At 36.7% G+C, this 12583-nt stretch carries 17 protein-coding genes; 6 read left to right on the top strand and 11 right to left on the bottom strand.

Annotation, left to right across the window (positions count from 1 at the left end; all coding sequences use genetic code 11):
- Positions 1–48 precede the first annotated feature (48 nt).
- The 6 genes from BAQ46_RS16285 to BAQ46_RS16260 all read right to left on the bottom strand — a co-directional run bounded on the left by BAQ46_RS16285 (position 49) and on the right by BAQ46_RS16260 (position 4414).
- On the bottom strand, positions 49–240 hold the full coding sequence (locus BAQ46_RS16285) for a hypothetical protein (protein WP_071742169.1): 192 nt from the start codon (positions 238–240) through the stop codon (positions 49–51).
- Positions 241–261: 21 nt separating this feature from the next.
- Positions 262–561, bottom strand: coding sequence for a hypothetical protein (locus BAQ46_RS16280; protein ID WP_071742168.1), 300 nt, complete (start codon positions 559–561; stop codon positions 262–264).
- An 826-nt stretch (positions 562–1387) separates the two neighbouring features.
- A complete protein-coding gene (locus BAQ46_RS16275) occupies positions 1388–2425 on the bottom strand; it encodes a tyrosine-type recombinase/integrase (RefSeq protein ID WP_071742167.1) in 1038 nt (345 codons plus the stop codon).
- 243 nt (positions 2426–2668) lie between these two features.
- Positions 2669–3022, bottom strand: a complete 354-nt coding sequence (locus tag BAQ46_RS16270; RefSeq protein ID WP_000573822.1) for a HesB/IscA family protein — start codon at positions 3020–3022, stop codon at positions 2669–2671.
- 41 nt (positions 3023–3063) lie between these two features.
- Positions 3064–3930, bottom strand: coding sequence for a diaminopimelate epimerase (gene dapF, locus BAQ46_RS16265; protein ID WP_000077385.1), 867 nt, complete (start codon positions 3928–3930; stop codon positions 3064–3066).
- A 244-nt stretch (positions 3931–4174) separates the two neighbouring features.
- Positions 4175–4414, bottom strand: coding sequence for a YuzB family protein (locus tag BAQ46_RS16260; RefSeq protein WP_000595026.1), 240 nt, complete (start codon positions 4412–4414; stop codon positions 4175–4177).
- Between the two features lie 351 nt (positions 4415–4765).
- On the opposite strand from BAQ46_RS16260, the gene BAQ46_RS16255 reads away from it, so the two are divergent.
- The 4 genes from BAQ46_RS16255 to BAQ46_RS16240 all read left to right on the top strand — a co-directional run bounded on the left by BAQ46_RS16255 (position 4766) and on the right by BAQ46_RS16240 (position 7735).
- Positions 4766–5836, top strand: coding sequence for an NAD(P)/FAD-dependent oxidoreductase (locus BAQ46_RS16255; protein WP_000682073.1), 1071 nt, complete (start codon positions 4766–4768; stop codon positions 5834–5836).
- A gap of 230 nt (positions 5837–6066) precedes the next feature.
- Positions 6067–6240 (top strand): aspartyl-phosphate phosphatase Spo0E family protein, encoded by a 174-nt coding sequence (locus BAQ46_RS30090; RefSeq protein WP_001103328.1) that lies wholly within the window; start codon positions 6067–6069, stop codon positions 6238–6240.
- A 54-nt stretch (positions 6241–6294) separates the two neighbouring features.
- Positions 6295–6954 carry an ABC transporter ATP-binding protein gene (locus tag BAQ46_RS16245; RefSeq protein ID WP_000470273.1) on the top strand — a complete coding sequence of 220 codons (660 nt, stop codon included), beginning with the start codon at positions 6295–6297 and terminating at the stop codon, positions 6952–6954.
- A complete protein-coding gene (locus tag BAQ46_RS16240; RefSeq protein WP_000679250.1) occupies positions 6938–7735 on the top strand; it encodes an ABC transporter permease in 798 nt (265 codons plus the stop codon). The genes BAQ46_RS16245 and BAQ46_RS16240 overlap by 17 nt, the downstream gene beginning before the upstream one ends.
- Before the next feature lie 200 nt (positions 7736–7935).
- Here BAQ46_RS16240 and phnA read toward each other — a convergent pair whose 3' ends face one another.
- The 5 genes from phnA to BAQ46_RS16215 form a co-directional block, all read right to left on the bottom strand.
- Positions 7936–8277 carry an alkylphosphonate utilization operon protein PhnA gene (gene phnA / locus BAQ46_RS16235; protein WP_000212737.1) on the bottom strand — a complete coding sequence of 114 codons (342 nt, stop codon included), beginning with the start codon at positions 8275–8277 and terminating at the stop codon, positions 7936–7938.
- A 235-nt stretch (positions 8278–8512) separates the two neighbouring features.
- On the bottom strand, positions 8513–9307 hold the full coding sequence (locus tag BAQ46_RS16230; RefSeq protein WP_071742166.1) for a DUF2628 domain-containing protein: 795 nt from the start codon (positions 9305–9307) through the stop codon (positions 8513–8515).
- 330 nt (positions 9308–9637) lie between these two features.
- Positions 9638–10315, bottom strand: coding sequence for a CPBP family intramembrane glutamic endopeptidase (locus BAQ46_RS16225; protein ID WP_071742165.1), 678 nt, complete (start codon positions 10313–10315; stop codon positions 9638–9640).
- Between the two features lie 98 nt (positions 10316–10413).
- On the bottom strand, positions 10414–11208 hold the full coding sequence (locus BAQ46_RS16220; RefSeq protein WP_025991719.1) for a nucleotidyltransferase domain-containing protein: 795 nt from the start codon (positions 11206–11208) through the stop codon (positions 10414–10416).
- Positions 11209–11260: 52 nt separating this feature from the next.
- Positions 11261–11569, bottom strand: a complete 309-nt coding sequence (locus BAQ46_RS16215; RefSeq protein ID WP_000248590.1) for a YuzD family protein — start codon at positions 11567–11569, stop codon at positions 11261–11263.
- Positions 11570–11775: 206 nt separating this feature from the next.
- Between BAQ46_RS16215 and BAQ46_RS16210 the strand changes: the two genes are divergently transcribed.
- Positions 11776–12012 carry a NifU family protein gene (locus BAQ46_RS16210; RefSeq protein WP_000431159.1) on the top strand — a complete coding sequence of 79 codons (237 nt, stop codon included), beginning with the start codon at positions 11776–11778 and terminating at the stop codon, positions 12010–12012.
- Positions 12013–12337: 325 nt separating this feature from the next.
- Positions 12338–12553 (top strand): hypothetical protein, encoded by a 216-nt coding sequence (locus BAQ46_RS16205; RefSeq protein WP_061536059.1) that lies wholly within the window; start codon positions 12338–12340, stop codon positions 12551–12553.
- Positions 12554–12583: the final 30 nt, after the last annotated feature.

Genomic DNA, 12583 nt, shown 5'->3' with positions numbered 1-12583 from the left:
ATGTACTCTCTTTTAAAAGTAAACGTATTTCTTTGTCTCACTTCTCACTTATCGTATATTCTTTCTGCGTTTCCTACGACGTTCTGTTAGAATCGCTGCACCTATCGCAGTAGATATCAATAGGAATAATACGGCGATAATATCAACAACAAGGCTATCAAACTTAGACGAGACACCAACAAATAGCAGAGCTATTGTTAATACCGCTAACATAATTAAAGATACTTTATCTTCGCCCATACAAATTTCCCGCCTTCCGATTTATCTTGTTTTTATTTTACCGTATATCGTAGTCTTTAGGATATCGCTACTCTTATGTTTAATGAATTCCTTCGCTAATTCTTCCATGACATCGTCGAGTGTTTCGTAAGCGTCGCTAATCATATCATTGTAATTTACCTCCACGCCCTCTTTGCTAAGTAACTTAGCATTCTCTTCTAATATCGTATTAATATCATACTTCTCCTCGGTAAGTGGCGACATCTTCACTAGCGCTGATGTTAGCGAACAAATAACCGCTAATTGCTGTTTTCGATTTAATTTCAATGTAATTTCTTTCATTTCGTACTCCTCCAATTATTAAATAAATAGTGCGTTTCCTTTATGATCTTATTCTTCCATTTCCTTTTCGTTTATCTCTATTTTGCATTTTCGTTGCTATATTATTTAAGTTATATACCTTCAAATCAGCCCTCTACCTCTTATAACGCCCGTGTCTATCCCCGATATTCAACTCACTTCCGCTAGTGACGTTAAATACCGAATTTATGGCTATTGACAATCGGTGACGCATCGACTAGCAGAGGCGAGGAAGTCGTAGGAAGCAGGGCGGAGTTTGAACCCCTATTTCGCATAGATAAAAAAAATAACGAAGTGTTTTAAACTTCGTCATAATTTCGTAGTTTCTATGCGAATAGAGGTAAGGCGTTAACAACTAGCGTCGGCTCGTTGTGTGAGGTTTTCAGTAACGCATTCCCCGTCCTTGTGCTTTCGCACATATCGACTTTCTACACTACAAAACGTCCCATAGTGCGTAAATCTTTCGATACACCCTGTTACCGTAGTAACAACGTATTTCCACCCTGACCTTTAACGGCAGTCACCACCTAGACCTATACGACGCACGGGGAATGATATGCGTTGAGTTGTATAGCGCTAGTGGTTGCGGCGGTCTAGCTACCCTTTTACGTTTTTATAGCGGTACGGCTTCCGCTTTTTGACTTACCGCAGTTGCCTAAAAAAGGCATCACTAAAGACAACTTGCACCCTTCGAATTTTTTCGATAGAATGAAGCTAGATGATATCGGACTGATACGGCTTGTCCTGTATTCAGTTTAGATATGTGTATGTTTTGAGTCTCCAGTTGGCGCTGGGGACTTTCTTCTTTTTAGTAAACTCTTTTGGTAGCTCTCTGATAGAACTTTGTTATTGGCGAAAAATCGTCATGACTACGACGTATTTCTTCTGTATCCATTTGAATATATCTGCGCATTGTTCGCATATCAGCCCAGCCGCCCATTTTCTGCAATGTGAATGGATCACAGCCGTTTAAAATCATATTTTTAGCCCACGTATGACGATAAACATGCGCAGTTACCTTCTTACCTTTAATACCTGCCTTTTCTGCGTAATGCTTTAATCGCTTATTAAAATGATTCGCTCCTAGTAACTCACCGAAGCAAGAAAGAAATATGCGGTCTGTTTTAAAATGCGCTCTATTCTCTTCTATAAGCTGTAGTAAGAGCTTCGCAACAAATGCCGATATTGGTACGTATCTAGGCTTGCGGTTTTTATTTCGTTCACCCGTCAACGTTATAAAGCGTGTTTTAAAATCAATCTCTTCCACTCGTAAATTAAGAGCCTCATTAATACGTAATCCGCTATCTAATAATAAATTAATAATTACAAAGTCTCGAAAACCTACATAATCTCGTTGATTAGGTTGCGCTAAGACCGCTTTTACTTCATCCTCTGTTAAACAATTCGTAAGGTCTATGTCTTGACGCAACAATCTTACGTTGTCCATCGGATTGTACTCTATTAACTCTTCACGCTCTAAGTAATTCAACATTGAGCGGTAAGTACGCAGCCGTATATTAATTGTCGTTTCTTTTAATCCTCTTTCTTCTCGATTAGTAATAAACTTGTGACCATCGTAACGTATGGCATCGTACTGCAAATAGTTAATATAGTTACGGAAAATATCTGCTGTAAGTTCGTTAATATACTCTATATCGGAATAATTTTCTGCAAGCCAATCGGTAAAATAGCCCCACATCTTCATATAGTCTGTTAGCGTTCGTTCTCGTAATCCCTCAGCTTTTTTACCTGCAATAGCTATATCGAGAGCTTGCTGTAAGGTTATCTTAGGGTACGACTTGTGCGTAGTGCGCTCAGCTCGCTTCTTCTTACGTTTTAATGCCAATAAAAAAACCCCCCTCAACGAATGAATTTTGTAATTCACCGTCAAGAAGGGTCGGTATTATTAATCCTTATAGATGCGCAGTAGGGTTACGTAGATACACTTAGTTACTTGTGTATGGTCGAATTTCGAACGTTATCTATCGCCCTCAATTCTCCATCCTCACCCTATACGCTTCATGTTTGCGAAAAGATTTCACGCTAATATCTCGATACTAAAAACGTTGATTTGACGCACTTTTTCGTACTAGCACTCTTCTGGCTTACCAGCATTCGTCGCTGTACGGAAAGATGATCCACATCCGCATGATGCGATTGCGTTTGGATTATCAATTGTGAATCCGCCGCCAAGCATAGATTGTTTATAATCAATTTTTACTCCTTTAACAATCGGAGCACTTTCTTTATCGATAACAAATTCGACACCGAAAAACTCAAGAACTGTGTCGTCTTCTTTTGGTTCTACTTCAAATCCTAAGCCGTAAGAAAGACCACTACATCCGCCGCCGTGTACAGCAAGGCGCACGTACTTCTCTCCATCTTCAGCATCTTTTAACATATCTTTAATTTGAAAAGCTGCTTGTTCTGTTACTTCAATCATGAAATACACCATCCTTTCTGTTCTCGTTCTATTATACATCTTTACGCTTCTATCTTGTACTCATACACTCCGTGGCAAATTACTTCTGCTGGTCCTTTCATTAACACGTTGCCTTCTTCTGTCCATGCAATCATTAAATCGCCACCAGCTAAATGAACTGTAATTTCCTTACCACGTTCCATTTTTCCATTTAAAATAGAGGCTACAACTGCAGCGCACGCCCCTGTTCCGCAAGCTTGTGTTACACCAGATCCACGTTCCCAAACGCGGAAGTTCATCTCTTCCTCATTCAAAATCTCAATGAATTCAACATTTACTCGTTCTGGGAACATTTCATGTGTCTCAAGAACTGGTCCAAGTGTTGTAAGAGGTGCTTGTTCTACATCATCCACAAAAATAACTGCATGCGGATTTCCCATTGAAACAGCTGTAAATGCATAACGATGGTTATTGTATAAGAAGTTTTCACGAATAAATGGTGTTTCACCTTCGCCAAGCATCGGTATTTCTGCACGCGTTAAACGCGGTGCTCCCATATCAATTTTCGCTAACGTAACTTTCCCTTCTTCTACCGTTACTTCAGCCGTTACAATGCCAGCTAACGTTTCAATTGTGAAAACTGTATCTTCTACTAGTTTATGCTCATACGCATATTTCGCTACGCAGCGTAGACCGTTACCACAGCTCTTTCCTTCTGATCCATCATTATTAAACATGCGCATTTTCACCGGCGCTACGTCAGACGGACAAATTAAAATCATTCCATCTGCTCCAATACCAGTATTAATATTTGAAACCTTTTCCGCCACAAGAGCTAAATCTTCTTCAGGAATTTGTTCTTCAAACATATTTACATATATATAACTATTGCCAAGACCATGCATTTTTGTAAAAGAAAATTGGCTCATTTGTATTCACTCCAAAAATAATTTGTTATTTCAAGTATAAAATGCACGCTTTTAGAACACAATATGAATGTCCCCCGTTTCTCATATTTGACAACATTTGGCGATGAGCCATTCTTGCGCAAATTGTGTAAGAAAAAAGCCCTTCTAAAAAGGGCCTTTTTTATTTATATACAATATTATCCTCCCCTGCGAAATAAAATTTTATCTAATAGAAAAAGAAAAAGGTGCTGCCGATTGCAACACCTTAAAACATTGGATTTTCATCCAAATACTCATATACATTATTAACAAGTTCTTCTACTGTAGCCCCTTGTACCACTTCACCATTTACAAGAGCAAACGGTCCTTCAAAACAAATACCACAATATCCTAAACAACCATACTCCATTACATCTAAATTCGGATCTTTTTCTAATTTCTCTAAAGCGGCTTGTGAACCACTCGCAAGGTTACCTACACAAAATTCAATTAATGGTTTAATCAAAATTCTCCCCCCTGTACTACAAAACAAATTACTTTCTGACTTCATCTATAAGAAAAAAACTAAGCTGTTTCTTGTTGTTTTCATTACACCTTCTAAACTATTTAGTTACTTCATTATTTCACTTCAAAATAGATGATTCCTTCTATATAACATGCTATTTACGATGAAATGGTAACTAAATAATGCAGATCGTTTACTCTACTTTTCTTCTTATTGTACAACAGAGTATTCATTCATGCATTGTTATTTGTTCACAAATTCGATATAATTTGATTGAGTAAAGTCAAAATATTTTATTAATATAAAATTTTATGATTAGGGGATATTTCAACAGAAAAGGGGTAATCCATCATGAAACACCTCGTAATATTAGGTGGCGGCTACGGTGGAATGAGAATTCTGCAACGGCTACTTCCAAGCAACCAACTTCCGGATGATGTACAAGTGACATTAATCGACAAAGTACCATATCATTGCTTCAAAACTGAATATTATGCATTAGTTGCGGGTACTATTTCAGAAACGCATATTCGTATACCGTTTCCTGAACACCCACGCCTCAATATTCAATACGGCACAGTAACAAATATTGATCTCGAAGAAAAAGCTGTTCATCTCGATGGCGGCGAAGCAATCCAATATGATGATTTAATTATTGGACTTGGCTGTGAGGATAAATATCATAACGTTCCTGGGGCGAAGGAATATACACATAGCCTACAATCGATTGAACAAACACGTAAGACATATGAACAATTAAATAGTCTAGAACCAAATGCAACGGTAGCTGTCGTTGGTGCTGGATTAAGTGGCGTTGAAGTTGCAAGTGAACTTCGCGAAAGCCGTTCTGATTTAAAAATTTACTTATTTGATCGAAAAGATAGAATTTTATTCCCATATCCAGAGAAATTAAGTAGATATGTAGAAGAATGGTTCGTAAAACATAAAGTTACTATTATACGAAACTCTAACATTACAAAAGTAGAGCCAAATATTGTGTACAACCACGATGAACCACTTGAATGTGATGCAATCGTCTGGACAGCTGGTATTCAAGCAAATGAAGTTGTTCGAAACCTTCCAGTTGAACAAGATGGTAGCGGACGGGTTGTTTTAACAAAATATCACAATATTCCAAATAACGAGCACGTATATGTTGTAGGAGATTGTGCAGCACTTCCACACGCACCATCTGCACAACTTGCTGAAGGTCAAGGGGAACAAATTGTCCAAATATTATTAAAACGTTGGCATAATGAACCACTTCCTGACGAACTACCTGTCATTAAATTAAAAGGTGTTCTCGGCTCTCTTGGTAAGAAGCATGGCTTTGGTTTGCTAGCAAACCAACCATTAATGGGACGTGTACCAAGGTTACTAAAATCCGGTATCCTCTGGATGTACAAATATCATAACGGTTAATACTTTACAGGCTGTCTCCTAATTAGGCAGCCTCTCTTATTCGTTAAAATATAATTATCAGACACATCTTTCTCAATATGAATCATGATTTATTTTTCATTTTCATATTAAAAACTACCAATAAACAGTGTATGCTATTGATAAGTTGTTTTATTTCCTTTAAGGCCGAATTCATTCGGTCTTATTTTTTGTGTTGTAAATACTTTTACAGGAGGCATTTCATTTCACTTATGAACGTAACGAAACTAAATGATCGCATAGAAGCGAAGAAGAAAGAATTGATCTATCTCGTTGAAAAGTACGGATTCACTCATCATAAAGTAATTTCTTTCAGCCAAGAATTAGATCGTTTACTTAACTTATTAATAGAAATCAAGACGAAGAAAAAACGTTGCTCTTTATAACCGTTACCTTCTCTTTTTTGATACGATAGAACTAGAATCAGAAAGGAGCCATCTATGTTTATATTAAAAGACGTTACATATAAAGATATACTGCACATTCCTTATTTACAGATTCAAAAAGAAAAAATCACATGTATTATCGGCGAGAGTGGGAGCGGAAAAAGCACATTGCTCCGTATGTTAAATGATCTACAATCTCCAACATCTGGAACAATTGAATATAACGGAAAGCTAATTTCTGATTATCCCCCTATTCAATTACGACGTGACGTAGTCATGCTTGGGCAAACGCCACCTATTTTCGATGGAACCATTAAAGACAATCTATTAATGGGACTTCGTCTTTCTGAAAAGCCATTTCCAAATGATGCTGCCTTGCGAAGTGCATTAACGACTGTTAGCTTGGAAAAAAATTTAGAAGACAACGCTGATTCATTATCAGGTGGCGAAAAACAACGACTTGCTTTTGCACGTATCGTACTTATGGATCCACCTGTCTATTTATTAGATGAACCAACTTCGGCGTTAGATAGCGATACAGAACGACGCGTTATGAAGCAATTCACTATGCTAGCAAAAGAAAAGAAAAAAACAGTCATCTTCATCACACACTCACAACAGCTTCCAGAAGAAATTGCAGACGATATTATTGAGATTAGTAAAGCAAACGGTGCAACTAGAAAGGAAGTGCTCTCAGTTGAAGGGCGTGATTGAACTCCAAATTTGGCAACTTGCCGCTGCATATATTTTCATTCTTATTTTAATTGGGCTTGTGAAGTTAAAAGGAATACCTCGCGAAAAACAAATCGCGCTCGCAACATTCCGTATGACGATTCAGCTCGTACTCGTTGCCTATGTCCTTACATACGTATTTGAAAACAGTAATCCATTTTATACAATTGCTCTTATTACTTCTATTACTACCTTTGCAATTTTTAATATTTATAAACGAGTGAATATCCCAATGTCTAAAGAATTAAAACGAGTAGCCGCCCTTTCCATGGTAGCCGGATCAATTGGGCCACTTCTACTATTTATCTTTGTTATTATCGGACATGATCCGTGGTACGCCCCGCAATATATCGTTCCGATTACCGGAATGTTAGTTGGGAATGCAATGACAGGTGTTTCTCTCGGTGCAAATACGTTCTTAAACAATATGAAATCGCAAAGAGGTCAAATCGAGGGGGCACTTATGCTCGGCGCCACACCGAAAGAAGCCGCTGCTCCGCTCATACGCGACGCTTTTGACTCCGCTATTTTACCAACGATCAATTCTATGGTCGGAATGGGAATTATAAGCTTACCGGGCATGATGACAGGACAAATCTTATCTGGTGTATCACCATTTACAGCCATTCAATATCAAATCGCAATTATACTTGGTATTTCAGGAAGTACCGCTTTTGCGGTTATTATCTTTTTACAGCTTGGCTATAAAACATTCTTTAATAAGAGGTGTCAGTTGAAGGATATTGACTATGGCGGACGGTAATCTAGCTTTTTGCTCGGTAAATGATGCACCTTTCTCGGTGAGTGAAATTATATCGACGATTTTTCGAATATATCTATCATAACTCAAAATATATCAACGATTTTTGAAATATATCGACGATTCGACAAGGAATATCGACTTACCGACAAAAAATGACATAATAAAAAGAAGAGGCCTATACGCCTCCTCTTTTTATTTACTTACGCCTTTTTCACGAATTGTGATTTTAACTTCATAGCTCCGAAACCGTCGATTTTGCAATCAATATCGTGATCGCCATCAACTAGACGGATACTCTTTACTTTCGTACCGATCTTCACAACTGAAGAAGTTCCTTTTACTTTTAAATCTTTAATGACAGTAACAGCATCGCCGTCTTGAAGAACGTTTCCGTTCGCATCTTTTACAACTTTTGCACCATCATTATTTTCAGCTTCTGCTTCTTGGCCCCACTCATGAGCACACTCAGGACATACGAAAAGAACGCCATCCTCATACGTATATTCTGAATTACATTTTGGACAATTTGGTAAAGTAGCCATAAATTCATTTCCTCCGTTCATTATTTATACGTAAAAATCAAAATTGATGTTTACATCTCGATAAATAAAATTTGTATAGCATTTCTATATAGTGCCATAGTCTCACGTTATTGACAAGCCTACCTCAAATTCTCATTTTTTATTGTATTTTACAAAATTTCAATTCGTATGGTGTTTCCAAGTAAAAAAGAAGAACCTTCACAAGATTCTTCTTTTCAACATGGACGAGTTCTCACTAGAACCCCCAACCATTTTCTTCAATGTAAAATTGATATTCTTCTAACTCTTCTTCACTTAACTTCTTATTATTTTCATGTACTTCTTGCCATTCAAAATAGTCTTCACTAAAATAAACAGCAAATTTAATTTTCACGTTCTTCTTCTCTGCATAATCATAACCAGTAAATTCTACTACATCATAATCTTGTTCTTTCTTCACAAACTTCCAAGTTGGATTATCCGTCATAATCTCTAAAGTCACACCTTCACTACTTGAACGAACGACATTTTTAATATTTGGCTCAGTTGGTAAAAGTGAGAGTCCGAACATAGCTCCACCAAACACGATTCCAACTATAACCTGGAAACCAACCATACCAGCAAAACTAGCGCCACCCTTTGATTGTAAGTAATACGCCTTCTCATGATCTGGCATATCTTCTCCCTTATGTAATACACGAACAGCGTGCTTATAATATAAACGGTTTCCTTGCCATCCAGTAAATATCATCGTTCCTAACTGAAGAACTAAACTACATGTTAAATAAATCCCATCTGGAATATCTATAAAAGGAGTTACAATGATACTAGGTACCGCCAATAACGTAAGTATAATAAACAACTTATACATTTTACGATAAGCTAACCAAAAAGTTGGGAAGAAAAAGGCTACCCAATTCCACGTATTCCCTTGCGCTGGATTTTCTACTTTGCCCCATTTAAAGTCATAATAAGCTGTATTCTTTTGAACAACTTTATGTAACTCTTGCGGAGAAATTGTTTCTTGTAAAACAGTGTCCTTCACGTACATCATCCTTTTCTTCTTTCTACATACGTGTATTTTATAGAAAGAAAAAGAAAGAATCTAACAAGAAGTACATATATTTCATAAAAATGAACGGAAATCGAATATATTCCGACAATTTCTCGTTTATTATTCCATTTTTCTTTTTAATATATTAGAATACTTATGAATGATAGGTTTAATACACTAAGTTAAGTATTTTGTATATTTGATAATGAAAAATGTTTCACATGAAACTATTTATATTTTGTATTACCTTGCCTCTACACAATGCGTGTAAAGCCCTTTCTACCTACTACAAAATAGAAAAGACGCCCTTTCAAAAAGGGCGTCTTTTTATAGTTGAAAATTTACTAATAAATAAAATGAATTGTTTAATACATGAATTCCAATTGGAACAAGTAAATTGTTTGTTTTCTTATAGGTGTAAGCTAAACATATACCGCCACCCAAAATATATAAAACACTCCCTAAAGTAAGTGGATGTCCTAAAGTAAATATAAAAGCACTTATAAATATGCTACTGAACGTAGAAAAGCGCTGAGATAATTTCGTGAAAAACATCCCCCGGAATAGAAGTTCTTCCCAAACTGGTGCAAAAACTGTGAGCACTACTACGTATATAAGGATTTCACTTTTAGTAGGCTCTATTACTATATTAGATTCCCCCACACGAAGCCCATGTGGTAAAACTAAATTTAATACTGCAAGATATATAAGCAGTACGATCATTGTCATTATTATTGTTACATAATGTTTTGAGTTATTGAATTGTATTGATTTTAGTAAATGCACACAGTAATTTCTTGCCGGTGCATACATTACAATAATCATACAAAACGTGAAGGGTGAAATGAGATGATTTACATACCACGGATATAATGAGAATTCATATAAAAAGTTCAAATAACCAATTCCGTACATTACCCCAAAAATAATTACTATCATGCTGATTACTTCTAACATACTCATTTGTACATTCTTTTCTTTATATGTAACTAATTCCGTGTCCACCATATCCCCTCCAGTATAATTAAACCTTTTAAACCATTATATACCAAATTAAACGTAAAAAAAGACAATACACTCAACTGTATTGTCCATTTTCTTCCCTACCATTTCTCTCTACACGTCTCAATTAAGTGCAGCAAATACCTCTTCGTCATATCTGCCCTTCTCCACCTTGAGAGCATTCTCTTTTCTTTTGGATTCTCCCGTATTCTCGCTACTTCTTTTAATAAAAGCTCCCACTCTTCCGCTGAATGTTCTAATAAGTATTGCAATCCTCTATCTTTTGAAACGATTGTTTTATGGTCTAGTGTATATAAAATACGCCCCATCGTAACGACCGCTGATTCTACCCATTCTTCTATAAAGAATACATATGGCTGCTTCGCCTTCCCGCTCCAGTACTGTTCTACGTTGTATTTCATCGTATTTACTACATCATCCCACCTTATTTGGAACGAAAGGTCTTCTGCTTCTTTCCCGCTCACTGTAATACCTTGATTTTTCAATGTCCACCATGTGACTGCATTAATATCCCAATGCCCTATATTCGCCTTACCATCTGCACAATACACGTACTCATTCATTTCATCATTGTATTTTCCTAAATCAGCAAGCGGAATATACATACCATCCATTCTTTTCCCTAACGTACTACCACTAAGTTTCTTATGAAGCTCTACAAGTTGCTGTTTTTCAGCTTCATTCACGGGATCACTTATTACCGTGACAAAATCAACATCGCTCGTTTCTGCATGAAATGCACCGAGTGCGATGGATCCGTAAATATACACCCCGACTATTTTTTCATCTAAAAAAATTTCTTTCAGTCCTACTATGTACTGCTCCATCAACTGCTCTACTTCTTTCGGTAACGCATGCTTTACTACATTCTCCACATCTATCCCTCCAATAAAAAAAGCCTTTGCAAATTCGCAAAGGCTTCCTGCTTTATAAATATTTCTCGATTTCTTCGTAAACATCCTTCAAACGAGGATTTCCTTCTCCAACAATTTCTCCATTTACAAGAACGACCGGATAAAATAAATCTTCCTCTACTACGCGCTCCGCGAATGCTTTTTTATCTTCATCTTCTTGTTCTTCTTGAAAATCAATATACTCGAAATTAAATTTATTTTCTTGTCCTTCATATTTACGACCAATCGCCGCTTGTAGCCACTCAAACGTTTCTGTTGAAGATGGCATTCCAACGCAGCTCGCACAAATTACTTTCGTCCCATACACTTGCACATTAACCATTTCTTCTCCCCCACTTCTTGTTCTGACAGTATATTCAGATGTCTTATTACATAAGCACATCATTTTACAAACTTATTCCATACCCCTATACTGAAAAAACACGTTGTAAACATGATAAAAATTTTCGGCAATAAAACAAGAACAGAAAAAATAGATTTTCCCCTCTATCTTGATTATAATAAAACTGATGAAAGGAGTCGATAAAAATGGAAAACCCACATATGCAAGAACAAGTACTAGAAGTATTAGATAAATTACGTCCATTCTTACTTCGCGATGGCGGAGACGTTGAATTAGTAGACATTGAAGAAGGTATCGTAAAATTACGCCTTATGGGTGCATGCGGAAGCTGCCCAAGTTCTACAATCACACTAAAAGCTGGTATCGAACGCGCATTACTTGAAGAAGTACCAGGCGTTATCGAAGTAGAACAAGTATTTTAATCTAAAAGCGGAAGCGGCTCGTTCAGAACAGGAGGTCATTGGAGCTCCTGACGAAGAGGCGCTTTTTGCCTCACAGGAAGGCGCGAAATGGCCGACTGTTCTAGCCACCGAACATTTTAGCCGCTAGAGCTAGATATTATCTAGCGGCTCGTTCAAAGCCACTTGCTAAAAGGAGACCAAATTTGGTCTCCTTTTTTTATACAAATCACATTTATCCGTTAACATCATAAAGCAAAATTGGAAATCCTTCTCAAAAAATGCGATAATTGATACTATATAGTGAATCGTTCACACATATAAAGTAAAAAACATAGGGGGACGACACATGCCAAAAATGGGGAACACGTTTTTAACAATTCAAGAACTAGAAAAGAAAAAAGAGTATTTATTAGACCTTTCATCCGTTATACCGACATGGAATGCGAGCTATCAATGTTTATTTAAAGAAATCCAGCAAGAATTATTGAGTAAAGTAAATGAAAAAATCGAACAACATCAATTCATTTTAAATATATGTGCAGATCAACAGGTAGGGGCATAATGTATTACATACAATTGTGGTATATAAAAA

The sequence above is a fragment of the Bacillus paranthracis genome, from assembly GCF_001883995.1.
Classification (GTDB): domain Bacteria; phylum Bacillota; class Bacilli; order Bacillales; family Bacillaceae_G; genus Bacillus_A; species Bacillus_A paranthracis.
This window is presented reverse-complemented; position numbering and strand designations above follow the sequence as displayed.

Coding starts and splice junctions, on each gene's coding strand:
- BAQ46_RS16285 (WP_071742169.1), bottom strand. CDS start 240: ATGGGCGAAGATAAAGTATCTTTAATTATGTTAGCGGTATTAACAATA.
- BAQ46_RS16280 (WP_071742168.1), bottom strand. CDS start 561: ATGAAAGAAATTACATTGAAATTAAATCGAAAACAGCAATTAGCGGTT.
- BAQ46_RS16270 (WP_000573822.1), bottom strand. CDS start 3,022: ATGATTGAAGTAACAGAACAAGCAGCTTTTCAAATTAAAGATATGTTA.
- dapF (WP_000077385.1), bottom strand. CDS start 3,930: ATGAGCCAATTTTCTTTTACAAAAATGCATGGTCTTGGCAATAGTTAT.
- BAQ46_RS16255 (WP_000682073.1), top strand. CDS start 4,766: ATGAAACACCTCGTAATATTAGGTGGCGGCTACGGTGGAATGAGAATT.
- BAQ46_RS30090 (WP_001103328.1), top strand. CDS start 6,067: ATGAACGTAACGAAACTAAATGATCGCATAGAAGCGAAGAAGAAAGAA.
- BAQ46_RS16245 (WP_000470273.1), top strand. CDS start 6,295: ATGTTTATATTAAAAGACGTTACATATAAAGATATACTGCACATTCCT.
- phnA (WP_000212737.1), bottom strand. CDS start 8,277: ATGGCTACTTTACCAAATTGTCCAAAATGTAATTCAGAATATACGTAT.
- BAQ46_RS16230 (WP_071742166.1), bottom strand. CDS start 9,307: ATGTACGTGAAGGACACTGTTTTACAAGAAACAATTTCTCCGCAAGAG.
- BAQ46_RS16215 (WP_000248590.1), bottom strand. CDS start 11,569: ATGGTTAATGTGCAAGTGTATGGGACGAAAGTAATTTGTGCGAGCTGC.
- BAQ46_RS16210 (WP_000431159.1), top strand. CDS start 11,776: ATGGAAAACCCACATATGCAAGAACAAGTACTAGAAGTATTAGATAAA.
- BAQ46_RS16205 (WP_061536059.1), top strand. CDS start 12,338: ATGCCAAAAATGGGGAACACGTTTTTAACAATTCAAGAACTAGAAAAG.